Origin of the sequence: Flagellimonas sp. MMG031 (assembly GCF_040112705.1) — a bacterium.
GTDB lineage: Bacteria > Bacteroidota > Bacteroidia > Flavobacteriales > Flavobacteriaceae > Flagellimonas.
Window position 1 is genome coordinate 1686994 of record NZ_CP157804.1, and the last position, 24617, is coordinate 1711610.

Here is a 24617-nt window from a genome sequence, read left to right on the forward strand (position 1 = left end):
AGGATACCAGTTACTCAGTCTTCCTGTGATAAAAATTGGTGCATCCCTTTTGGGGACAGATACTCAAAGAACCTATCGAGCACTTTGAACTCGGTATCCAATAGAATGAGGGCAGGCACGGAAAAGGGGGCATTTTCCCGTGAAGCCAATAATTTGGGTATTTGATGAATGGGGCTTCTTTTTTTGCCCAGTTCACTATTGATAAAGCGTTGTCCACCAAAAACAATAGTGTCCGCGGTTTCAACATCCATTTTTACAACATAATAGTCATTGCGAAGCAAGGAGGTAACTTTGGCGTCCTTAAATGCAGCTCTCTCCATTTTTTTGCAGTAGGCGCACCAATCTGCATTAAAAAAGATCAGGACTTTTTTGGGTTGTACCGTAAGGGAATCTTCCAGTTGTTCAAAACTAAGCCACTCCACTTCTTGTTTCTGCCCTAAAAGGGGAGAAGCGATCATAAAAATCAAACAAATGCTAGAAAAGAGTGTGCGTAACATGTTCAAAGTTTACAGTAATCTTGGTCTTAATGTAACTTACCAAATTTTAGCCCAAAAAAGATGGCGCGCGGAGCGTCCGGGCCGTAAACGTAATCAGAGTCACGGCCAGGACCAATATCAAAATCATCTTGAAAGCTATTAAAGATATTGGTCACACCACCCGATAGGGTTATCATAAAGGACTCGCTGAAATCAAAATGGGTTTCCAGTTTAATGTTCATATCAAAAAACGAACCTGAATCGTTGAGTTCCAAAAAGCCGTTATCGCTAATGACCCTTGGGACGGTCATGTTGCCCGTGTAGGTACCTGTGACGTCCACGTTAAACTTTTCGCTGGGAATCCAAGTGGTGTTCAAATACCCATAAAAGTCGGGTACTCTAACAAATTCATCGATAACAATGTCACTTTCCCCCGGGGTACCATCGCTCTCGAAAAGGATTTGAGGTTGGTTCCACTCGGTTTTTTGTAAGGTTCCGCCCAATTGAAAACGCCATTCCGGGTCAGGCGAAAGACCCAGTTCAAAGTTGGAGCCATAGACTCGGGCGCCTTCACCATTGCGTACCTCTTCCAATATGGAACCGTTGGACAACGCCGCTCCCGTGCTGACCAGTGTAAACGGATCCTCCAAAAGGGTGTAGAATCCTTCCATTAATACATCCAGTTGTAGCAGGTCTTTGGTTTTGGAATAGTTTACGGAACCGGTAAAGGCATTTGAAAATTCCGTATCCAAATCATCGGACAACAATACGAACTGCGGTTCGCCACCTACACTTGAAATGTGCAGATCTTCGTTAAAGGTTTGTGGGGCCCTGAATCCTCGCGCATATCCGGCCCGAAGACGCCATGCTTCTGTAAGTTTATAGGATAGCGTTAACCTTGGTGAAAGGGCCGTTTGGTTGAGGTCCAAATCCCTCTCGAGACCTCCTACCGAATAATTCCCGAAAACATTCACGTTGTCCAATCTGGTTCCGAGCAAGGCAGAAAATTGGTCGGAAGGTTTCCATTCGTATTGTGCATATCCGCCCAAGGTATTCACATTTTGGTCAACGAGCCGATCATAGCCGGGAATTTGATCTTCCGTGGCGCTATAATTATATTCGGCCCCGATTGTCAAAACGTCTTTATTATTGAATGTTTTGGTAATCTGCACCCCGTTTACCCACGCCAAGTCTTTGGTGGTACCGAAGGCATTGTTGGCCAAAAGGCTGTCCTGCCGGGTTCTGGCACCGCCCAGTCCCCCGTAGTAGCTATCACGATTTGTATAGGAGGCAGAAGTATACACTTGGGTCTTTTGGGTGCCATCCTTGCTATCAATTTCATAATCGGCGCCACCGATAAAGGTATCGTGGTCCAATTCCTCGGTAATGTCGGTGAATTGTGGAGCCAGTTCCAGCCTGTCACCACCTCTGCGGTATTCTCTTATGGCATTTAAATTCAATGAGATACGGCTTCTATCGGTAGGCCTAAAAAATGCTTTTGCACCTACAGTGGTATTACGAAGTTCCACCAGCTCGGTAAAACCATCATCGTTCGCATCATAGGCTTCTCGGTTGCGGTAGGCCCCAAAGAAGGTGACGCCACTGGAGAGGTCATCGGCGACAATGGAACTGTTGAAGTTGACCACCCGGTCCCATGCTTCGCCCCCCACAATGGCCATGTTGCTTCCAATCTCCCATGTATTCAAGATAGGATCTTTGGTAATAATGTTTACTGTTCCCGCGATGGCATTGGAGCCGTAGAGGGCCGAACCTCCGCTGCGAACCACCTCCACACGTTCTATGATGTTGGTTGGAATTTGCTCCAATCCATAAACGCCCAACAATGAGGTGAAAATGGGTCTGCTGTTGAGCAATATTTGGGTATAGGCACCATCCAATCCATTTAAGCGGACTTGGGTAAACCCACAGTTTTGGCAGTTGGTTTCCACGCGGACACCGGGGGTAAAGTTTAAGCCTTCGGCTACCGAAATGGATTGTGTAGCCGTCAATAATCTTGGTTTTAGGGATGACACGACCACGGGTGCACTCCGACGTTCCACCCTGTTTCGAGTGGCACTGATGACTACTTCGTCTAGGCCAAGCGCATCTTCAATCAATTCAAAGTTCAAGGTTACATTTTGATTTGATGTGATGGTGATTTTTTTCGAGTTGGTCCTGAAGCCTTGGGAAGCTACTTCCAGAATATGCTCACCAATTGGGATTTCAAGTTGGTATTGACCATCGATGTTGGTATTGACACCGAGATTTCCATTCTTCAAATAGACTGCTGCGTAGGGGACAGGGTTTCCGTTGGATGTTACCCTACCAGAAACTGTGACAGCATTGTCTTGGGCCCAAATCAGGGATAATGGGATGGTTAAAAAGAAGAATATGAGATACTTCAACCGAATCATTTTTGTGGGGTTAAAATTAAATTTAGACAAAGCTAAAAAAATATTTATAAGTATAAAAATTACCCAATGAAAATTGGAAACAATTTCATAAATGATATGAGCGGGTTGTGGTGTTCGTTGGGATGGTAGTAAAGAGAATGGTAGCGCCTTAAAGGGGCATTGGATAGTGAATATGGAGTAGGATTGATGGGATGTTAAGCGTAGCACCCTAACAAAAGAAGAAATACTACGATTTATTGCTGGGATATGTCCACCCCTTGAAACTTCAGGTAGCCCAACTTCGTTTTATAACGAGGACGATTGAAACCTTTAATTGTTTTTGATTTTTTGTGAAGTGCCAAACAAGAAGTAAAGTAGGGCTCCGAGGAAATTCATCAATAGAATCACTAAAACCCAGATTAGTTTGTTGTTCTTGGTATATTCATTTCGGATGACATCTATCAAAGCGATAATTGGAAGTACCAATCCACATACGATTAAAATGATTTGCCAAGCTCCGATTATTCCAAGTTGTTGCATAGTCGGTATATTAATGCTGAGGTGTTATTGTCCTGATTCCTTATTTAACCGTTGCCTTACACCCTAGGTTGGCTTATAAGCAAGTAAATCAATGTTCTTTTCCGTATCAAAAATACGGACTAGGAAAAAGAATACAACCGATAGATTGTTAAAATAAAAAAGTCTGTAAAATATAGTTTACAGACTTTATGAGTTTTTTTGAAATAAAAAAAGTGACCTGACTGGGTTCAGAACCTTCGCTAATCAGCCCAGTGTCTATCAATATCCTGAGAAAGTTCACATCCGTTGTTGACGATTTGTGAACTTTTACGTTTGATTTGCTTTCGTCATTTCAAATATAATTAAACCTTTATAAATAGTTGGAATGGACACGATGAGTTGTTGATCGTATAAGTTTTATTTATCTCGGTCATCTTAAACCCCATTAAACTATTTTGAGGTCAATTGCTCCCCCAAGATGAAGATCAATACTCCTTGCACCTAATTTAAGCCAGATATATTTTAGTTAACTTAGTGATTAAGAGTGATGAAAAAAATGGCCCTAACTAAATATAATCTTGTTTGCATTTTTACATCAATAGGTATTTCATCATTTGGCCAAAATATATCCCAAGAGTTTTTGACCAACCAATCACAAATAGACTCCTTATCAAAAATCTCGGCATATGATGATGCACTTCTGCTAGCATTGCAAAATTTGAAAATTGCAAAAAATATGTCCTCACCTTTACTCTTGGGCAAAGCGCAAAGTGAGGTGGCCAATTGCTACTTTTACAAAGGCAATTACGATTCCACACAGCACTATGCCAAAAAGGCCATTGCATTAGGAACTGAGAAGAATTTGCCCGAAGTGACCACAAGTGGCCTACTTTCCATTGGTAACATACATTACTCAAAGTTTGAAGATGTTGAAGCCATAGCCACATACCAGCAAATAGACTCTATTGCTTCGTATTCCAATGAAAAGAACCCATATGTTGTGAAAGCGTTGTTCAATTTGGGCAAAGTACTTTTAAGGACCTATAGTGTACAGGACACCTCATATATCGGAAAGTCCGAAGGCTATTTCAGAAATGCCATAAACATGGCTTCGGAAATCAATGACAGTGACCAGGAACACTACGGCTATATTATGCTAGGAAATATTTTTGGGCAAAGAAAGGAATATGAAAAAGCCAAGCCCTATTTTAAAAAAAGCTTGGCATATTTTAAAAGCAACGGTTCCATTGAAAACGTGGCAAATATTTATTGGTCCTTGGGTATCATAGAGACAGACCTCAATAATTATGATCAAGCCGATGCCTACTATAAAAAAAGGCTTGACCTGCTCACTGAGACAAGGGACCCTAATCAAATCGCTAATGCCAATCGGGTCTACGCTGGGTTTCTTCTAAGAATTGGGCGCTATAAACAGGCCATACCATATTTTGAAGACGCTTATGCTTATTTTAAACAAGCCGATGCCGGTTCTAGTGGTGTTTTGTTGGGAATCGCCAAAAACCTAGCTGAATCCTATGGAAAAACCGGTGACTTTGAGCAAGCGGTCAAATACTATGGACAATCGTTCGTTCTGCAAGATTCTCTAGAGGCCCGAAAGCAAAAGAGCCTTGCTCTGGACCTTGAAGCCAAATACCAAACACAAAAAAGAGAACAAGAAATAGCACTGTTGAAATCACAAAATGAACTCGCCGAACAACAAAAAAGGAATCAGCGCAATCTTTTTTTGGGAGGAATAGGTTTAACATCCTTGGCAGTAATGTTCCTCTTTGTTCTTTATCGCAACCGTCAAAGAACGAATCAAAAATTAAGAGAGCTGGATGTGGCCAAATCAAACTTTTTTGCCAACATATCCCATGAACTGCGTACACCTTTGTCTTTGATACAGGGTCCGATAGAACAGCAACTGGAGCGTTTGGAACTAAGCCAAGAAGATAAACGGAACCTGACCATTGCCAAAAAGAACACCCAACGGCTAGCTGCTTTGGTCGACCAGTTGCTGGACCTATCAAAACTGGAATCAGGGTTTTACAAATTGCATGTAGGTAAAGCAATATTGTCCACTTTTTTGAAATCACAGGCGGAATCGTTCGTGTTCAGCGCCGAAAAAAAGTCCCAACAACTCCAAATAAAAATCTCCAAAGATCAAAATCATTATTGGTTTGATGCAGACATACTTCAGAAGGTGGTTGGTAATCTCTTGGGCAATGCACTAAAATACAGTCCACAAAATGCCAAGATAGATTTTGAGGCGGAAATCATAGAGGGCGTTCTTTCATTAACGGTGACAAATACAGATGTATCCATAACAAAAAAAGAGTTACAGGAAATATTCAACCGCTTTCACCAAATTCATACCAATAAAAGAGGCACGGGCATTGGGCTAGCTCTCACCCATGAACTGGTCGGGTTGCATAAAGGAAAGATTGAGGCCAAGAGCAGTACAGAAAGTGTCACGTTTCACGTAGAATTGCCCATACTTGAAACCGACTACTCAAACGAGGAAAAAGTAACTGGCACAAAATCAACAACTTTAAAGGAAACCTATCAAGAAAATACAGATGCAATTGAAGATGAAAGTAAAGTATCCATTACGGAAAATGATGAAAACCGCGACATTATTTTGATCGTGGATGACAATGAGGATCTACGAACCTACGTTTCTTCTATTTTTAATAACGAATTCAATATTGTTACGGCAGATAATGGAAGCACCGGTTTTCAAAAAGCATTGAAACGGGTACCCGATCTTATCATAACAGACCTGATGATGCCCGAAGAGGATGGACTGAAATTGACCGAAAATTGTAAGACCAACGATGCTACATCCCACATTCCCATTCTAATGCTCACTGCAAAGGCTGGTGATGAAAATAGACTGACAGGATTGGAAACAGGTGCCGATGCCTATCTGACCAAGCCATTCAACAACAAAATTTTGAAGCAGACTGCAAAAAACTTATTGGAGAGCCGTAGAAAACTACAGGAGCGTTTTAGTCAAGAGATTGTTTTAACCCCGAAGGACATATCCATCAGCTCTTATGATGAGCGCTTCTTAGAGTCCCTTCAAAATGTTTTGGACGATCATTTGGTCGCCTCAGACTTTAATTCAAAAGATTTTGCAAAGGCTTTGGGTATGAGCAGAATGCAGCTGCACCGAAAGTTAAAAGCGCTCACAGGACAGACCACTACGGAATTCATTCGTAGCCAAAGGCTAAAATTGGCCGCTTCACTACTTCAAAAAAGTGATGTCAATATTTCCGAAATTGGCTATCAGGTGGGCTTTAACGATCATTCCTATTTTACAAAGTGTTTTAGGGAAACCTATGGAACATCTCCCTCTGAATTCAGTAAAAAATAACCTTCCCGAGTCTCCTTAAGGCCAAGGTTTTTCTACCCTGTTACATATTTCATAGGCTTTGATACATAATTCATAGCCCTCAGCATTATGTGCCATTATGTTTGCTCAAGCGTTGAGTGATGGCCTATACCCCATACATTCAGCCTTACAGATTGACTAACACAAAAACACTTCATATCACCATGAAGAAAAAGAGGTATGAAGGCATACTTGAAGAAGTTCCCCGATATGAGATTTATTTGAACGTGAACAAATTGCAAAAGGGAAAATACAAGCTAAAGATTATGAATAAAAACCATGTCATCAAAAGCACACATTTCTCTAAGGAGTAGGCCAAGGAGAAAAATGTCAACAAGGTAAAATAAATAATCTGCCATCAAGTGATCAATCACTTTGGCTCGAAGATGGAATAACAAAATTGTTCCCCTAAATAACATAAAATTAAACTACTCATGAAACCTTTTTTTAGATCAATTATCGTTTGTCTTATCCTATTGTGCCAAGGTTGCAGCAATGATGACAATGGAAATGGAGTTGTCGTTATTGATGATGACGGTGTTGGTGATGAGCCAATTATAGAAACATTGGCAACCTTGACTCCGTCTAATAACGAAATCCCAGTTTCCAAAACACCCTCAATCAGCTGGGAAAATTACGGTAGCGACCAACCGATAACGTATTCCCTTTTCCTTGGAACCTCTGAAAATACACTGACTGAAATCGAATCAGGACTCACAGTTACATCATATGATATTGAAATTGCCAATGCTCTTGATTTGAACACCGAATATTTTTGGCAGATCATTGCTTATGAAGAAGGTGAGACAGTGGCGCAAAGCGAAGTTCAAACATTTACCACCGAGCTCATATTCCCAAGCTTAATCACTGAAGATGCGGCATACGGCGCCAGAAAAGCCACCGGGGTTGAAGTCTTTGATGATAAAATTTGGGTGATTGGAGGACGAAATGAAGCAGATGTTGCCCTTACGGATATCTGGTCCAGTGATGATGGTGAGAATTGGACCTTGGAAGGTGATTTTCCTTTTGGAGGCATTTATGGGCATGAATTGATTGCCTTCAACGGTAAGTTATGGATTTACGGAGGAATTTCTGAAGGTGTCCTGTCCAATAAGATTTTTAGTTCGGAAGATGGCATTGCTTGGGTGGAAGAAACGGAGACCACGCCATTTATACAATATCAAAATTCAAAGTTTGAAGTTTTTGGGGATAGCATATTTAGATTTGCCGGTTATTCGGGCGATATAGATGACCTATCTCCAGAACGCAATGTGTATAGCAGTATCGACGGATTAAATTGGAATTTGGAAATAGAAAATCACGGGTTTGATACCAAGTACAGTTTTCAAATTGAAGACTTGAATGAAACCCTATATTCCTTTGAGCCCAATCCAGATTTGGACATTGAAGAAATCAGTACAAGGACCAGTATGGATGGAATCAACTGGTCGAGCCCAGAAGTTTCAGAAATCCGTGAGAGAGGCATAAACTCGGTAAGGACTGTAGTGTTGGATGGTAAAATTATATTGATGACCACCCCTGTGGATGGCCCAAACCTTGATTCAACCTTTTATGAATCTTCCAACGGAGTAGATTGGGTAGCTGCCACAACGATTGATTCGGTTCCGATAAGAGCAATTTTCTATGCATTGGTCAATCTAAATGGCGAACTATTTGCCATTGGTGGAACACAACGGAGCAATTTTTCAACAACAAACAATTCCGTTTGGAAACTTAACTGAAGATCTTAATCAATTCAATTAAATAAGCTTATGAAATCAATTGTTAAATTATTACTAGCTACTATGGTAACAGGAATTTGCACGCTGCATGCCCAAAAGTTGCCCAAGAACACAAACATCAATATTTCCCAGACCTCCAAAATAGATTTGAGCAATAAAATCATTGCCAAGCCACAAAGGATAGACGTGAGAATATTTGAAAGCCTTGATGCAAAACAAATAGCAAAACTTCCCGCTACCACATATGACCGTTCTGCTTTACTAAGGCTTAAGTACAACAAGTCATGGGAAATTGAACCTGGACGAATGACGGACAAGGATATGAAGGTAGTGTCATATTTTGGAAAATTTGAGCAGTCCCCCAGATACATTAGTGTGTATCCAGAAAACAAATATTATCCACGAGTAAACAATGGAGCACCAGGGTTTTTACCAGAAATGAGATATCTGGTTTTGCAATTCAATCCAGAGGCCGGACAAAGATACCGCGTGATCATCAAACTTAAACCCGGCGAATACGGAAACAAAAAAGTGATGACCAATGTCACAGGAAGATATAACGATACGTGGTTTATCAATAACCAATACGACGAAATTATGTTCGATTTCATTGGCGATAGCAAAGAAATAAAGATAAGTCCGATTATAGCGGGGTTAGAGAACTATTATATCAAGTATGAACCATTGGAGATCGCGAATATTAAAGTTGATAGAATTGATGACTAGGCTTAACTGTAAGCCAAATTCAAAAAATAGGAGTGCCTTAAGAAACATTATAACAACATCATGAAAGTATCGAACATTACCATCGCCTTTTTGGGCATGTTGCTAATAGCTGCTTGCGGCAATACCGGAAAAAAGGAGAAATCTACTACAGAGAGTTCTGGGACAGATGTAAAATTGGAAGCTACCAGTACAATGGATTTGGAGCAAAAAGGGGACTATACCCAACTATATACTCCAAATGCAGATTGCAAACTTACCACCTCCCAATTGGCGGAGTCTTTGGGATACAGCATTGATCAAGTAGAAGAACAAAGCAATTATCAAGGAAATTGTTGGTATAAAGTGACCCATCCAGGCAATTTTACGGTCAACTACGGAATAAGCCTTGAAAAGTGGGGGGACAAAAACATTGTGGAAGATGAAATACAAAGTGGGCTGAAGAACGAGATGGTCAATGTCCGTATAAGTGAATCTGGGGATACCTATATAAAAAGACATCCCGTTCAGGGCTTTCTGCTACTGTTAAATACCAACTATGGAAACCCTATAAAAATCAGCTATAGTTATTTAAACACCAGTGGCCCAAAACTGACGGATTCCCAAAGTGAAGAACAGAAACAGAATACGTACAAAATTGCCAACTATCTTATTGGTCACTACCAAAAATAAATTTAAGATGAAACGATTGCAAAACATCTTGTTGTTTGGCCTCTTGTTCATAGGTGCGTTTCAGGGATATGCCCAACCTTTCACCTTGAACAAAGCGATTCAGCCGGTAGAATTGAAACTATTGGCAGACACTAGAACGGGGCACGAAGGGGAACTTGGCATTGCTTATTTTAATAGATTAAAAGATTCCGTAATGTACCACTACGTTACCGGCCACGACCTTTATAATTTTGTTGATGTGTTGGTGACCAGTGTAGACGGCACTCCATTAAAAGTAAGTTTGGCAAAAGACAACTGGGAAGTCGTGCAGGCCCAACAGAACACCGTCAATGCACGAGATGGAGTAGCGAACTTCAAGATACGCACCTGGGGAAGTTTTGGAATAAAAATAGAGCCGGAGCAACCCAATAATTCGATCTATACCATTGCAGTGGTAGCCAGCCCCGAAAGAAAAACCTATTTGGGCAGTGCCTTTAGGTCGATCAATGAAGATGAAATGACATCCAGCGGTGAAGCCTCACCTAGCGAAGCTGCTGGGACGAGCGATGATGGAGGGGGTGCCAATTACCTGTTGTACATTGCCCTTGGGGTTGCTTTACTGGTCATTGGTGTTTTGGCCGGAAAACTTATGGGCAGAAAAGGAAAGGGGACAACAGTGATTTTGGTGCTTCTATCATTAGTGCCGTTATCAAGCTTTGGTCAAGATGGGGGCGCTGTGTTGACCATGGAAGAGTTTGAAAATTGGAAGAAGCAGCAAAATTCAAAACATGCCATGGTCATGAGCCAATTAGCGGCCCTGGAGAGCGAACGCAAAGCTGTGGACAAAGCAGTTATGGATTTAGATAAGACTATCGCAACGATACGGAAACAATGGGACAACGTTAAATTGCTCTATGATGCCTATAACAACGGATTGGGTAAATGTATCAGTTCCACTCCGCCGGCCCAGGCGCCCTCCATACCTTCCATTTGCACTGATTTATCTCTTGACGATAACGGCTACATTTCGGAGGAGGAAGATCAAGAGTGCGCCGAATGTTTTCTGGAAGCCCGAAAGGAGTTTAACAATATACGGTACCAGTTTGAAAAGCTTGCTACAATCTATAAATGCACCAAGGACTTTTCCAATGCTGCAATTTCTTTTGGTGATGACGTATCTGGTTTTACACCTAGTGGAGTAGGTGGATTGGCCTGGCAGACACAACGGAGGAATATAGAAAAATCCGTTACAGAACTTGAACAGGCTTATGACAAAAAATATGGCGAGTTTCTGCAGAGCTTGGCCGACGCTATGATGGAACTCAATATATGTGAGGCCAAGTATGGGGTTGAAGACTGGTACGACCGTTTTGGCTATATGTATTTTGAATTTATGAAAGATAAATACCAAAGAAAAGACTAATGGAAGTAAAGAAAATAAAGTTCATCGTATTGCTGTCCCTATGCTTGGGCATATGGGTCAGCTGTAAATCTATAAGTCCAATAGCGACTTCGACCAATACGAACATTATTGGATCTTGGGAAGGATGTGATGGACGTGTGGTTACCTTTTACACCAATAAAAATGGAGAAATTGAAGGACGCTATGAAAAGCTTGGGGGACTTGGACAGTACAAGTTTACCTTGAATGAAGTAGGCTTCCATCTTTCCCAGCAAACCCCGGGCACTTATGTTGGACAGGTGAAATGGAGAAATACTATGGGAAAGGAAACTTGGAGGGATGAAACCATTGTAGTCGAAAACAATATCTTAAAAACATCAAGTTCGGATGATTGTAGCAAGGAATTGACTAGAGTTGAACAAAAATGAGTCAATGATTTATGAGATAGTCTTTTAATAATATCTTTGAATCGTTTATTTGGACTTTACTTTAAAGGTAAGAATTCTGGTTTATCAATGGTTTGAAAACAGGAAGCCAACAATTGCGAAGCCTCATGGGTTAATTTTTATAATTACCGGTAACTGAAAAAATGTGTTCTAAAAGTTTCAAAAGAAATAGATACACTGTTAAGAACCTGTCAAAATGGTGTAAACCTATGGTTACATGAAGGGATTAAAGTACCTTTTCCCATATTTGGGGATGACAGAGCATAGCACTATTGGAAAGCTATATATTTTTCCCTATTCATTTGAAACCGACTCTATGAAATCTTTAAAAACAAAAAACAGCCTTTTATTGCTATGCTTACCGATGCTATTTTTGCAGGCACAGGGAGAATTAAAGTCAGTGGCCGGCTATTCGCCGAATATTGGTAGCATGGTCTATATGTTGGAAGACCTAAAGGAACGAATCACCGAACAGGTGAAGGACTTGGACCAAACACAAACCGATTTCCAATATGATGGCGATGCAAATAGCATAGGCGCATTGATCATGCATTTGGTCTCTACGGAGTCGTATTACCAAGTAGCTACCTTAGAAGGTAGGGAATGGACAGCAGAGGAGATGGAAAGCCTTGGGGTTGCAGGGGAACTGAACTCCAAAGTTAATAACATGCTCAAAGGAGAGCCTATTGGCTACTATTTAGATCTGTGGGATGAGGTGCGTGCAAAAACCCTGGCCGGACTCAAAACCAAGGATGATGCCTGGTTCGCCTCCAACATTGAGGAAGGTTTGAACTACCGTTACATTTGGTACCATGTCATGGAACATTCGGCAAACCACATGGGGCAAATAGGCACTATAATGAACCGCTTGCCGAAATAAAACCATCACATTGACATTTTGATGTAGGAGGTAAGCAAAGGGTTGGTAAAGTTTTTGATCACCGCCCAAACTCGCCTAATGTTTTATAGAATGTCATTCTCAAAAATTGTAACATCTGAAAAACCCTTATGAAAATCTACTTTTATAAGGGAAATACATTGGGCATTTGCAAAATGCATCTTTGAGCTTTTCATCGTTTATTTGAACTTTGGCAACGGTCTCGGCTATGGTTACGTTGCGGCTGGGCGGTACAGTGGAGCTAAAGGCGCTGGCCATTACCTCTGGCCTGCGGAGCAAGCCGCCGGTTGTAAACCTTTGCGGTCGAAGTTTGTTTTTATTAAAAATAGGAAACTTTAAACAGGCTGGGAGAGGAGCAATGAATTATAGCCAATGTTGTAGGTAGTTTTTATTTATACTTTTTTCAGCAACCACAAGATTCCTATTCCAAAAAACAAAAATCCTCCGAATATAAAAATCACAGGGAAATATGTTTTCCAAAAGTCGCTGTTTATCATTATTTCGTATTCATTGTCTTTTTTCAAGTAAATTATTTCAATTGGCTGATTTATCCGTTTCGGATTTGTGCTAGAGTCCAATTTTTGAGTCGTTTCGATTCCGTTTTTGTCAGTAAATCGAACTATAGGGAAGTGATATACCTTTGAAAATCCGTCAGCGTCTTTATTCCGCTCCTCAACGAAGTCAATTATTTTAGCTTTTGTTTTAATTCCACTTGTTTGTATTCTTCGATTTGAATTCCGAAGGTAAAATCCAGCGTATAAGAACCCACCACCAACCGTTAAAAAGACAAATGCTCCAATCAAGTTTTCCATTCAGTTTTTCAAATTACCTACAACATTGGAATATAGATTATATGATCTATATATCCTCTATGTGTGGAACTAAGATAAAGGATCGTTTATTTGAACTTTTATAAATGTAGGAATTTTCCAGTTGTTAAAAATTTACTTTTCGGCAAAAAGGAGGAAAAACAGTCAAGAGGTCTTGAGGAAGCAAACTTCAATGTAGGGGTAATTAAAGGTCTAAATGGTAAACCAATTAAGTGTACGGAAAAGGTAAACTCTTTATTATCAGTAAACTTGATTTAGAGTGAAAGTTCAGTAAAACGGTGCCTTTAAAGCCTGGCCATAAATCTGAAATCGATACTAAAGCGAACGCAACGAAGTGAAGTGCTGCAAGCCCCAAATCTTGCCAAACTAACCTTGCTGAGCGAGGCAAGTTTTATCAAAATCACAATTGTATATTCCATTTTTCCATGAAAAATACCTTCATTTTACTGGGCTGAACACTCTTTTCCGTGAAAAATGAGATTCTGGACCATTAAACTAATTCAACTACGAAAGCCTTAATTTTTCAACTAAGTTAGAGTCCAAAAAACTATTTTTTAGTCAAAAATCCATTGATTTTACTGGACTGAAAGTCTTTTTTAGTCAAAAATGCTTTAAATGCCATTGTTCAGTATTTTTGAAAAACATCCTAAAAATGGGTTTTTCCGAATGAAAATGAATCAATAGCATCGCGCCAGCGTGCTATCCTCTTGCTCTTCATATTTTCTTTGCTCGCAAAGAAAACCTGAAAAGCCCTTTGATGTTAGAAATAGATTGGTCCAATCTAGGATTTGAAGTAGGTCATTGCACCCTATTCCAATTTTACTTTACGCTTATCTTCCCGAACACTATAAAATTACAACAGGGACCAAGCGCAAAAGTCTTGGTAAGATTGGGGCTTATTTAATTTTTCTTTTTTAAAATTAATCTATTCTAGTTGGTTAATCTGATCTTTTAGCTTGGATCGTAGCAGTTGCATATCATTGCTGACTTTCTTTTCAATAACCCGTGCATAAATCTGGGTTGTTGCCAATTTGGTATGGCCGAGCATTTTTGATACTGTCTCAATGGGAACACCATTTGACAATGTTACGGTAGTTGCAAAGGTGTGGCGAGCCATATGGAAAGTAAGATTCTTTCTGATCTTGCACAGGTCCGCAATCTCCTTTAAGTAGCTGTTTAATTTTTGGTTGGATATTTTTGGTAATAGAGTACTTGTTGCTTGTGTTCTTGCATGTCCAAAGTATTTGGTTATTAGCGAAAGCGGGAGGTCCAACAATGGGATTTCATATGGGACTCCATTCTTGTTTCGTTTTGCGGCAATCCATTTATTCCCATCAATCCCAATAATTAGATTTTTATGGCTAAGTTGTATGATGTCTCCATAGGGAATACCGGTGTAGCAACTAAAAAGAAAAAGGTCTCGTACAATTTCGAGACGCTCGCATGTGATTTCCAAATTTACAATGCTCTTAAGTTCTTCCTCGGTCAGAAATTCCCTCTGCCTTTTTTCCATTTTAGGGGTGAACTTTTTAAATGGGTCGTCTTTCAACCAATCCAGTTCAACAGCCAACTTTATTTGCTTTCTGAAACGTTGGATATGTTTCATGACAGCATTGTTGGCAATGGATTTTCTATAATGCTTTTTTGGATCATACGAGCGCAGAAAGCCCTCCAATCTCAAAAGGAACGGATAATCGAGTTCGTGTAGTGGATAGTCATTTTTATGGTATTGTTCTTTTATGAATTCAAGAACATACCTTTGATTGGTCCTGTAATGACAAAGGGTTTTGGGAGCCAATTTTTCCTTGTGAGTCTCATTGTGAAAATCAAAGACCTCACTCAAATAATGTACTTTTTTGTTCTCACCGAGATAATGGGATTTTATCCTTTCCACTGTAACTAGACCGTGGGTTGCCTTTAGTTCCCGGTACAGTTGGAAAATTTCCATTCTTACCTCCTCGAGGTATTCGTTTAAGTACCTGGCGGATGCTTTTGTACCCTTGGCACGTTGTTTTTTTGAGTCCCAACTGTTGACATTCAGTTTTTTCTTAAGGCTGATGTTCGCCTTCTTGCCGTTAAGACTGATTCTGGCGTAAAGATTTGCTTCATTATTGGCATCAGCTCGTTGGGCGTATTGCCAAATTAGGATGGAAAATGTTCTGGTCGATCTCATAGAGAAAGGTTTTTGGTTAAACAATTTTCTACGAAAGTCAAATCAACCATAGAGTCAAATCGTCCGATTTTAAATGCCAAAATTTCATGTTGACGATTTAAAAATCCTATGTTGACGATTTGTGAACTTTTTAAACCATTTTATATCAAATTAAATGATATGCTAAAAAATGCAAAATCCTGTAAATCAGATAGATTACAGGATTTTGATATCTTGTGGTTTGTTAAAAAGTGACCTGACTGGGGCTCGAACCCAGGACCCTCTCCTTAAAAGGGAGATGCTCTACCAACTGAGCTATCAGGTCTTTCAGTAAGTGCCTAGCTGTTTGGCTAAGCGGGTGCAAATATAACATCAATAATCTATTTTCCAAGGTGAATTCTGGATAAATTTGTGTTTTTTTGAAATCGGATAATATTCTTCGATATGAAAATAGTTTTACTGGGATATATGGCAAGTGGAAAGTCGACCGTTGGACGATTGTTGGCCAGGCAATTAGGGATATCGTTTGTCGATTTGGATGATTATATCGAACAGCATCAAAAAAAATCCATAAAAGATATTTTTTCTGAAAAAGGCGAGATTTTCTTTCGCAAATTGGAGCATCAAATGCTAAAAGAGGTCTTGGATTCACATACAGCGGTGGTGCTTTCCACTGGAGGAGGGACTCCTTGTTATGCCAACAATATGGAGACCATTTTACAACAGTCAGACAATTCCATCTATTTAAACCACAGCATACCGGTTTTAGTGGAACGTATCACCAAAGAGAAGGAACACCGTCCTCTTGTAAAAAACATTCCGGATAATGATTTGCCAGAGTTCGTTGGCAAGCATTTGTTCGAGCGTCGACCCTTTTATATGCAGGCCGAACACCGGGTAGATTGCGACCCTTTGTCCGCAGAGGAAGTGGTAGCTGAAATCAAGAAACTACTCTAGGTACACCGCGTTGTTTTTGGGCTCAAAATCCACTCGGATGTGCTCGTTCAACGAAGTGGACAGCGAAATCCCCTTAAAATCCGCCTTAATCGGGTATTTTTTATGGTTGCGGTTTACCAGTACAGCGGTTTTTAGTCGTTTTATCGGGGTTTTTAGAAAGTGATGGGTGCCATAGATCAAAGTGGTCCCGGAATTCAACACATCATCCACAAGAACAATGGATTTGTTTTTGTAGGCTTCCTCCCCCAAGGAGGTGGTGACACCACTCGTTAGCGGATTCTTTTTGTCCATATCCATTTTGCACATCACAATATGGGCATCCGTTATCTTTTTGAGGACAGCAACGATCTTTTTGGCAAAACTTTCCCCACCGCCCGTAATTCCGGCCACTACTATTTGATCTTCATCCACATTGGACTCGTAGATTTGGTAGGCAATTCGTTTGGTAATATGCTGAATTTGGTCGTGGGTAAGGATACGGTTCATCATAGTTGTGGATACTTGTTTCAAAGATAGGAAAACGGTTTATTCCGATTCATCCAAAAAATCGTCCAAATCCCTTCGGTCTTTTTTGGTAGGTCTGCCAAGTCCTTTTTTCCGATAATGCTTTTTGGCAAACTGCAGCAGCTCATTGTGCTCAAAGGCATCTTTGGGAGTGGTGTCCTTTCGATAGATATCCACCAATTTGGCCCCAACACGGCTTTCAGGCAGGTCCAGTACGGTAAGCTGATAGTCGATTTGGTTTTTTCTGACCACGATCTTGTCCATAGGGTATACCTCCCGCGATGGTTTTACGGAATCACCATTCACTTTCACCTGACCTTTCTTTACGGCGGTGGAAGCAATGTTTCTTGTTTTAAAGTATCTGGTGCACCAAAGGTACTTGTCTATTCGCATGGTCTTCGCAAATCTTTGTTAAGGGGCGGAACAAAAATAATGGAAAATTGTATCTTGCGCGCCTAATTAAAGACTTGATGAGGTACGGAATTTTAGTATTTATTGGTTTTGCGGTAACACTGCTGTCCTGCAACAATGACGACGACGGAGGAATCGAACAAGTGCCGCCCAGATTATTGAGCGAGGTGTCACCAGAGGACGACGAAATCATACAAGAGTTCATGAGAACCCATTTTTACAACTATGAGGATTTTGAAACACCTCCAGAAGGGTTCAACTATAGGATTGTAATCGACACCATTGCAGGAGCCAATGCAGATAAGAGACCTTTGATAGAGGAAGACTACAAAACCTTCACCGTAAACGTGTCTTCAAGCTTTTTGGGATTGGACACCGGGGAGGAAGATATCCCACATACGCTCTACTATATTGAGGCAAGACCCGGCGGAGGAGCGAATCCTACTTTTGCCGATTCCACCTTGGTTCGCTATCAGGGAACTTTGTTGGATGGAACCACTTTTGATGAAAACCAAGATTTTTTGTGGCAAGAACTGCCCTTTACGGTAAGGGGCTATGCCAATGGGATTGCACAAATGAAATCAGGAACACCCGATCAGATTGTCGATAATCCTGATGGTACCTACGGTATTTCCAATAGTAGTGTAGGAATTATTATAATGCCCTCCGGTTTGGCCTATTTCAATAACCCACCATCTTCTTTGATTCCAAGATATGCCCCCCTTATCTTTAAAGTGGAGCTTGGACTTTTTATTGAGGATACGGATAACGATAATGATGGCGTTCCCTCCATTGAGGAAGATTTGAACGGTAATGGATATTTGTTCGACGACAACACCGATTTTGAGCAAGAGGCATTGGGCGGTCGTTTGGCGAATTTTAGGGATGCAGATGATGATGCCGATGGGGTATCCACACGAACAGAGATCACGGACGATAATGGGGAGATTCTCATCCCTTATCCAGATTCTGATGGGGATGGGATTCCGGATTACTTGGATCGTGATTCCAACTAGTCAGAACGAAAATATAGTACATAAAAAAATCCCCGTTGAAAGCAACGGGGATTTTTTTTTAGATCAACATGCACTATTACAATTTCAATAGTGCTGAGAAAATGATCTGTGATGGTCTCGTATCCACTCTACCAGAAACGTCGGTAATATTGTTTCCAATAAAACGGGCTTCGTTTTCAGAGAATCCTCTTTCATATCGAACGTCAAGGCCCAATCTTCCGATGTTAACTCCAACACCTACGTTTAGGCCCACGGTAAAGTCGTTTTCCACGTCTTCTACCTGCAAATCGCCCAAATCGTTGTTCAAGGTATATTGGAAGGCAGGTCCTGCAAAAATATGTAAGGGGCCAATCAATTTATAGCCCAACAACACAGGCAGGTCCAATTTGGACACATCGTAATCCTGGGAGTTTCCGTCCACGTCATACGAACTTTTTGTTTTTGAGTACACCAATTCGGGTCTGAGGTAAATCTTTGGAAAATCCAATTTTCCCCAAAAACCAAAATGATATCCCGTTTTGCCTTCGGCGCCCTCAATAATATCCTGACCGCCATCACCGACAGAACCGATCAAATCCCCATTTTTGTTGTAAGAAAGTCCAGCCTTGATTCCAAAACCGGAGCCGCTTTGTGCCATTACAGCAGAGCCCATAAGTGCAAATGCTACTACTAGAAACGTTTTTTTCATAAGTGTGTTCATTTTAGAAGTTGAATATCCCCAAAAGGGATAGTTGAAACTACTTACGTTTCAACACCTTTAAAACGGCCGATTCTATGGCTTTATTGTTCAAACCGTACTTCTCCATCAGCTGTTCGGGCGTTCCACTCTCCCCAAAAGTATCTTGGGTTGCCACAAACTCTTGAGGGGTAGGATGGTGCGTAGCCAGCACTCGTGCTACACTTTCTCCGAGTCCACCTAAATAATTGTGCTCTTCGGCAGTCACCACACAACCTGTTTTTTTAACGGAATCCAAAATAGCCTTATCGTCCAACGGTTTTATAGTATGTATGTTGATGACCTCTGCGGAGATACCTTGGTTTTTCAAACTTTCTGCTGCAAGCAAAGCTTCCCAGACCAGATGACCTGTAGCAATAATGGTCACATCGGTACCTTCATTGAGCATAAGGGCCTTTCCGATTTCAAATTTCTGGTCCACTGGGGTAAAATTGGCCACTTTGGGTCGTCCAAATCGAAGATAGACCGGTCCATGGTGCTCAGCAATCGCAATGGTAGCTGCCTTGGTTTGGTTGTAATCACATGGATTGATAACGGTCATCCCTGGCAACATTTTCATCAAACCGATATCCTCTAAAATCTGGTGGGTCGCGCCATCCTCACCCAAGGTCAAACCAGAGTGGGATGCACATATTTTCACGTTCTTATCGGAATAGGCAATGGATTGACGGATTTGATCGTAGACACGGCCTGTGGCAAAGTTGGCAAATGTGGATGCAAAGGGTATTTTGCCTCCAATGGTCAAGCCAGCCGCAATACCCATCATATTCGCCTCGGCGATGCCCACTTGAAAGAAGCGCTCGGGATTTTCCTCGATAAACGTTTCTATTTTAAGGGAACCTACCAAATCGGCGCAAAGTGCTACCACATTTGGATTGGTTCTCCCCAATTCTGTCATTCCCGCGCCATAACCGCTACGGGTATCTTGTTTTCCTTGATCTGTATATTTTGTCATTCTATCTTTTTCTATGATTAGTAATCGCCTAGGGTCTCTGGGTTTTGCTCCAATGCTGTGGCCAGTTGTTCATCGTTCGGCGCTTTACCGTGCCAAGCATGTGTGCCCATCATAAAGTCTACTCCATTGCCCATTTCGGTGGTCATCACAATACAAACCGGCTTTCCTTGTCCTGTTCTGCTTTTGGCTTCCTTTAGGCCTGCAATGACTTGTTCCAAATCGTTTCCGTTTTCTATTTCGAGTACATCCCAACCGAAAACCCGGAACTTTTCCGCAACATCACCTAGGGGAAGTACATCCTCCGTACCGCCATCAATTTGTTGGCCGTTTCTGTCCACGGTTGCAATAAGATTGTCCACTTTATTGCCGGCAGCGTACATAATGGCTTCCCAGTTTTGCCCTTCCTGTAATTCACCATCACCGTGTAAACTGAATACCAAATGGTCATCTCCGTTCAGTTTTTTGGCCAGAGCGGCACCAATGGCTACGGACATGCCCTGTCCCAAAGAACCGGATGCTACGCGAACCCCTGGTAAACCTTCGTGCGTGGTGGGATGGCCCTGTAATCTGGAATTAATCAGCCTAAAAGTGTTCAATTCCTCCAATGGGAAATAACCTCTTCGAGCTAAAACACTATAAAAAACGGGCGAAATGTGACCATTGGACAGGAAAAAGACATCTTCCCCGATTCCGTCCATATCAAACCCATCCTTTAACTCCATAATTTCGTTGTAGAGTGCTACAAAAAACTCGGTACAGCCCAAAGATCCTCCCGGGTGTCCCGAATTTACGTTATGGACCATTCGTAAAATGTCCCTTCTTACCTGTACGACCAGGTCTTGTAATTCTTGCGTATTCGGCATGGTGTCTTATATATTTAGATATCAAATGTAATGGCATTATTCGTCTAAAACAAGTTTGGCAATGAAGCCTTTAGGTCACTTGCTTCCAGAAACTTTATTTTTTTGTTAAGGATTGGCCAAACCGAGTTAATTATATTTGCGGTTCTAAAACGAACAATTGGAATTTACCTTAACACAAAAGGACGGAAAAACCAAGGCAAGGGCCGGGGAAGTGCTTACGGACAATGGTACCATACAAACCCCGATCTTTATGCCCGTGGGTACGGTTGCCTCTGTAAAAGGGGTGCATCAGCGGGAGCTAAAGGAGGAAATAAATCCGGATATTATTTTAGGAAATACGTATCACCTGTACCTCAGGCCTGGCACTGGGATTCTGGAAGAAGCTGGCGGACTCCATCAATTTATGGGGTGGGACCGTCCTATTTTGACCGACAGCGGGGGGTATCAGGTATATTCACTTTCCGATAACAGAAAAATTAAGGAGGAGGGCGTTAAGTTCAAGTCCCATATTGATGGCTCCCTGCACGTATTTACCCCTGAAAATGTGATGGAAATACAGCGCACCATAGGTGCGGATATCATCATGGCTTTTGATGAGTGTACGCCGTATCCTTGCGATTACCAATATGCAAAGCGTTCCATGCACCTTACCCATAGATGGCTGGACAGATGTATCGATCATTTGGAAAAACTTCCATTCAAATACGGCTATTCCCAAAGCTTTTTCCCCATTGTTCAAGGGTCTACCTACAAAGATTTAAGGAAACAATCGGCGGAATATATTGCATCCGTAGAGGCTGAAGGTAATGCCATTGGTGGACTTTCCACGGGAGAGCCTGCCGAGGAGATGTACGAAATGGCCGAGATAGTTTGCGATATATTGCCAGAGGACAAGCCCAGATATCTTATGGGGGTAGGAACACCCATCAATATTTTGGAGAACATTGCCCTTGGAGTGGATATGTTCGATTGTGTAATGCCCACTCGAAATGCACGCAATGGCATGTTGTTCACAGCGCACGGCACCATCAACATCAAAAACAAAAAATGGGAAAACGATTTTTCTCCCATCGACGAAATGGACATCACCTTTGTGGATACCGAGTATTCGAAAGCTTACTTGCGACATTTATTTGCAGCCAACGAGTATTTGGGCAAGCAGATTGCCACCATCCATAACCTGGGCTTTTATTTGTGGTTGGTGCGTACGGCAAGAGAACGTATTTTAGCCGGAGATTTCTTGGAGTGGAAGACCATGATGGTGAACCAAATGGATAAACGACTGTAATGCTTACCATACTCGATAGATACATCCTTAAACGCTACCTCATTACCTTTATGGGGATGCTCCTGTTGTTCGTGCCCATTGGGATTATGGCCAACTTAGCGGAGAAAATTGGGAAAATCATTGATAACGAGGCCCCTTTGGCAGAGGTCATTGTGTTTTACGGCAACTTTACTTTAGTAATCGGAAACTTGTTGTTGCCCATCTTTTTGTTTCTATCGATTATATTTTTTACCTCCAAATTGGCCAGTAATACCGAAATCGTTGCGATTTTGAGCAGCGGCGTCTCCTTTTGGCGGTTTTTGAGACCTTATTTTGTAGGTGCAACCCTAGTGGCCATTCTGATTTTTATGATGGGGATGTTTATTGTGCCACATGCCAGTATTGGTTTCAATGAGTTTGAGTACAAATACTTTAAAAAAGGGAAGCGCGACCGTGTAACGGAAAATATCTTCAACCAATTGAACGAACGGGATTACATCTACGTAAGCAGTTTTGATCCCAACCGTCAAATCGGGTATAATTTTACCTACGAGCATTTTGATTCCATAGGCAAACTCGACTATAAGATTTCCGCTAGCAACATCCGGTGGGTAAAGGATGATAGCCTTTACAGGTTGACGAACTACGAAAAACGCACCTTGCGCAACGAAATCGAATATATCGAGGCCAAAAGGCGATTGGATACCATCTTTTCATTTCAGATTGATGATCTTACCCCAGTTTCTTACGTGGCCGAGACCAAAAACCTTTTTGAACTTAACGATTTTATTGAAGATCAGCGAAAAAAGGGTGCCTCCAATATCAATGCTTACGTGCTGGTGAAGTACAAACGGTGGGCACTTCCCATTGCAGCTTTTATCCTTACTGTAATTGCCGTAGCTGTTTCTTCCATGAAACGAAGGGGCGGTATGGGGCTCAATTTGGCCTTTGGTATCGGGGTGGCCTTTGTATACATCTTTTTCGACAAGGTTTTTGGGACATTGGCGGAGCAATCTGGTTTTTCACCGCTATTGGCCGTGGTGATACCCAACCTTCTTTTTGGCGTTTTTGCCGTTTACATGCTCATGAAAGCCAAGCGCTAATCTGTCCAAAATAGTGTATATTGTTGACGTTAAAAGACTTGTATATTTCAGGTGAGTATGCCATAATGTTATATATTTGTCCCCATTGTTTTTCGTGAAAATAAAAGACTTCCCATGGAATATCTAGAATTTGAACTCCCCATCAAAGAACTTGAAGAGCAACTTCAAAAATGTATGGTGATCGGGGAAGAAAGTGATGTAGACGTTACCGAAACCTGCTCGCAAATCGAGAAAAAGCTCGAAAAGACCCGAAAGGATATTTACCAAAATCTCACGGCCTGGCAAAGGGTGCAACTGTCAAGGCACCCCAGTAGACCCTATACCATGGACTACATCAATGCCATTTGCGGGGATACCTTTTTGGAGCTTCATGGGGATAGAAATGTAAAGGATGACAAGGCCATGGTGGGCGGATTGGGAAAAATCGGCGACCAGAGCTATATGTTCATTGGGCAGCAAAAGGGCTACAACACCAAAACCCGCCAGTACCGAAATTTTGGTATGGCGAATCCCGAGGGATATAGGAAAGCATTGCGTTTGATGAAATCTGCCGAGAAGTTCAAGATTCCAGTAGTGTGCTTTGTGGACACTCCCGGTGCTTATCCCGGCATTGAGGCGGAAGAGCGCGGACAAGGTGAGGCCATTGCCAGAAATATCTTGGAAATGACCCGTCTTAAGGTTCCGATCATTGTTATCATTATTGGGGAAGGAGCTTCTGGAGGTGCTTTGGGCATTGGAGTCGGGGACAAGGTGTTGATGTTGGAAAACACATGGTATTCCGTAATCTCCCCAGAATCCTGCTCATCCATTCTTTGGAGAAGCTGGGAATACAAGGAACAGGCTGCAGAAGCCCTCAAATTGACCGCCACCGATATGAAGAAGCAAGGGTTGGTCGATGAAATCGTGAAGGAGCCCCTTGGTGGAGCCCATTCGAACCGACAAAAGACCTTTGAGACCGTTGCGGACAAAATTTCTTCCCATTACGAAGAACTCAAAAAGTTATCACCAAAAGAATTGGTGAAAACCCGTATGGATAAATACGCCAACATGGGTGTTTTCAGCGAATAAATCTTGTTTTTCGGGGACTTATCTTTTTTGTTAGGTAATATCCCCGATTTTTTTTATGTTATCAACAGGTATTTTAAGTTATCAACATTTAAATTGTTGAGTACCTGT

Annotated in this window: 23 protein-coding genes and 1 tRNA gene; 13 read left to right on the top strand and 11 right to left on the bottom strand. The window is 41.5% G+C overall.

The features are described 5' to 3' along the window. Positions 1-14: 14 nt before the first annotated feature. From ABNE31_RS07585 to ABNE31_RS07595, 3 genes are all read right to left on the bottom strand, one after another. Positions 15-497: a thioredoxin family protein gene (locus tag ABNE31_RS07585; protein ID WP_349352916.1), complete on the bottom strand. Its 483-nt coding sequence runs from the start codon at positions 495-497 to the stop codon at positions 15-17. 26 nt (positions 498-523) lie between these two features. Further along, positions 524-2890: a TonB-dependent receptor gene (locus ABNE31_RS07590; protein WP_349352917.1), complete on the bottom strand. Its 2367-nt coding sequence runs from the start codon at positions 2888-2890 to the stop codon at positions 524-526. Positions 2891-3199: 309 nt separating this feature from the next. Continuing rightward, complete coding sequence (locus ABNE31_RS07595) at positions 3200-3409, bottom strand: PLD nuclease N-terminal domain-containing protein (protein WP_179384999.1); 210 nt, start codon at positions 3407-3409, stop codon at positions 3200-3202. 715 nt (positions 3410-4124) lie between these two features. Here ABNE31_RS07595 and ABNE31_RS07600 point away from each other — a divergent pair. The 8 genes from ABNE31_RS07600 (at position 4125) to ABNE31_RS07635 (ending at position 12629) form a co-directional block, all read left to right on the top strand. Further along, positions 4125-6767, top strand: a complete 2643-nt coding sequence (locus ABNE31_RS07600; protein ID WP_349352918.1) for a tetratricopeptide repeat protein — start codon at positions 4125-4127, stop codon at positions 6765-6767. A gap of 182 nt (positions 6768-6949) precedes the next feature. Continuing rightward, positions 6950-7099 (top strand): hypothetical protein, encoded by a 150-nt coding sequence (locus ABNE31_RS07605; RefSeq protein ID WP_349352919.1) that lies wholly within the window; start codon positions 6950-6952, stop codon positions 7097-7099. Positions 7100-7219: 120 nt separating this feature from the next. Beyond that, positions 7220-8527: a hypothetical protein gene (locus ABNE31_RS07610; protein WP_349352920.1), complete on the top strand. Its 1308-nt coding sequence runs from the start codon at positions 7220-7222 to the stop codon at positions 8525-8527. 63 nt (positions 8528-8590) lie between these two features. Then, positions 8591-9253 (top strand): hypothetical protein, encoded by a 663-nt coding sequence (locus ABNE31_RS07615; protein WP_349352921.1) that lies wholly within the window; start codon positions 8591-8593, stop codon positions 9251-9253. A 60-nt stretch (positions 9254-9313) separates the two neighbouring features. Continuing rightward, positions 9314-9922 (top strand): hypothetical protein, encoded by a 609-nt coding sequence (locus tag ABNE31_RS07620; RefSeq protein WP_349352922.1) that lies wholly within the window; start codon positions 9314-9316, stop codon positions 9920-9922. A gap of 7 nt (positions 9923-9929) precedes the next feature. Next, on the top strand, positions 9930-11324 hold the full coding sequence (locus ABNE31_RS07625; RefSeq protein WP_349352923.1) for a hypothetical protein: 1395 nt from the start codon (positions 9930-9932) through the stop codon (positions 11322-11324). Continuing rightward, on the top strand, positions 11324-11731 hold the full coding sequence (locus tag ABNE31_RS07630) for a hypothetical protein (protein ID WP_349352924.1): 408 nt from the start codon (positions 11324-11326) through the stop codon (positions 11729-11731). The genes ABNE31_RS07625 and ABNE31_RS07630 overlap by 1 nt, the downstream gene beginning before the upstream one ends. Positions 11732-11966: 235 nt before the next feature. Further along, entirely contained in the window at positions 11967-12629 is a 663-nt protein-coding gene (locus ABNE31_RS07635) for a DinB family protein (protein WP_349352925.1), read from the top strand. Between the two features lie 410 nt (positions 12630-13039). On the opposite strand, the gene ABNE31_RS07640 is transcribed toward ABNE31_RS07635, so the two are convergent. The 3 genes from ABNE31_RS07640 to ABNE31_RS07650 all read right to left on the bottom strand — a co-directional run bounded on the left by ABNE31_RS07640 (position 13040) and on the right by ABNE31_RS07650 (position 15954). Continuing rightward, on the bottom strand, positions 13040-13459 hold the full coding sequence (locus ABNE31_RS07640) for a DUF3592 domain-containing protein (protein ID WP_349352926.1): 420 nt from the start codon (positions 13457-13459) through the stop codon (positions 13040-13042). 943 nt (positions 13460-14402) lie between these two features. After that, a complete protein-coding gene (locus ABNE31_RS07645; protein ID WP_349352927.1) occupies positions 14403-15650 on the bottom strand; it encodes a site-specific integrase in 1248 nt (415 codons plus the stop codon). Positions 15651-15881: 231 nt separating this feature from the next. Continuing rightward, a tRNA-Lys gene (locus tag ABNE31_RS07650) sits at positions 15882-15954 on the bottom strand. A gap of 119 nt (positions 15955-16073) precedes the next feature. Here ABNE31_RS07650 and ABNE31_RS07655 point away from each other — a divergent pair. Then, positions 16074-16586: a shikimate kinase gene (locus tag ABNE31_RS07655; protein WP_349352928.1), complete on the top strand. Its 513-nt coding sequence runs from the start codon at positions 16074-16076 to the stop codon at positions 16584-16586. Here the strand turns inward: ABNE31_RS07655 and ABNE31_RS07660 are convergent. Next, positions 16578-17075, bottom strand: a complete 498-nt coding sequence (locus ABNE31_RS07660; RefSeq protein ID WP_349353033.1) for a phosphoribosyltransferase family protein — start codon at positions 17073-17075, stop codon at positions 16578-16580. The genes ABNE31_RS07655 and ABNE31_RS07660 overlap by 9 nt on opposite strands. Before the next feature lie 36 nt (positions 17076-17111). Then, the gene (locus ABNE31_RS07665; protein ID WP_179384996.1) at positions 17112-17483 is read right to left on the bottom strand and encodes a S4 domain-containing protein; all 372 of its coding nucleotides are present in this window, start codon (positions 17481-17483) and stop codon (positions 17112-17114) included. Positions 17484-17560: 77 nt separating this feature from the next. Between ABNE31_RS07665 and ABNE31_RS07670 the strand changes: the two genes are divergently transcribed. Beyond that, a complete protein-coding gene (locus tag ABNE31_RS07670; RefSeq protein WP_179384995.1) occupies positions 17561-18517 on the top strand; it encodes an FKBP-type peptidyl-prolyl cis-trans isomerase in 957 nt (318 codons plus the stop codon). A gap of 76 nt (positions 18518-18593) precedes the next feature. Here ABNE31_RS07670 and ABNE31_RS07675 read toward each other — a convergent pair whose 3' ends face one another. Genes ABNE31_RS07675 through ABNE31_RS07685 form a run of 3 tightly spaced genes read right to left on the bottom strand, consistent with a single transcriptional unit; the run spans position 18594 to position 21071 of the window. Then, complete coding sequence (locus ABNE31_RS07675) at positions 18594-19205, bottom strand: outer membrane beta-barrel protein (protein ID WP_293289958.1); 612 nt, start codon at positions 19203-19205, stop codon at positions 18594-18596. 49 nt (positions 19206-19254) lie between these two features. Beyond that, positions 19255-20208 carry a transketolase family protein gene (locus ABNE31_RS07680; RefSeq protein WP_349352929.1) on the bottom strand — a complete coding sequence of 318 codons (954 nt, stop codon included), beginning with the start codon at positions 20206-20208 and terminating at the stop codon, positions 19255-19257. A 17-nt stretch (positions 20209-20225) separates the two neighbouring features. Then, the gene (locus ABNE31_RS07685; RefSeq protein WP_349352930.1) at positions 20226-21071 is read right to left on the bottom strand and encodes a transketolase; all 846 of its coding nucleotides are present in this window, start codon (positions 21069-21071) and stop codon (positions 20226-20228) included. Between the two features lie 157 nt (positions 21072-21228). Between ABNE31_RS07685 and tgt the strand changes: the two genes are divergently transcribed. The 3 genes from tgt to ABNE31_RS07700 all read left to right on the top strand — a co-directional run bounded on the left by tgt (position 21229) and on the right by ABNE31_RS07700 (position 24509). Further along, positions 21229-22359 (top strand): tRNA guanosine(34) transglycosylase Tgt, encoded by a 1131-nt coding sequence (tgt, locus tag ABNE31_RS07690; protein WP_349352931.1) that lies wholly within the window; start codon positions 21229-21231, stop codon positions 22357-22359. Then, positions 22359-23441, top strand: a complete 1083-nt coding sequence (locus tag ABNE31_RS07695) for an LptF/LptG family permease (RefSeq protein ID WP_349352932.1) — start codon at positions 22359-22361, stop codon at positions 23439-23441. Before tgt ends, ABNE31_RS07695 begins: the two co-directional genes overlap by 1 nt. 114 nt (positions 23442-23555) lie before the next feature. Next, positions 23556-24509: an acetyl-CoA carboxylase carboxyltransferase subunit alpha gene (locus tag ABNE31_RS07700; protein WP_293285474.1), complete on the top strand. Its 954-nt coding sequence runs from the start codon at positions 23556-23558 to the stop codon at positions 24507-24509. Positions 24510-24617: the final 108 nt, after the last annotated feature.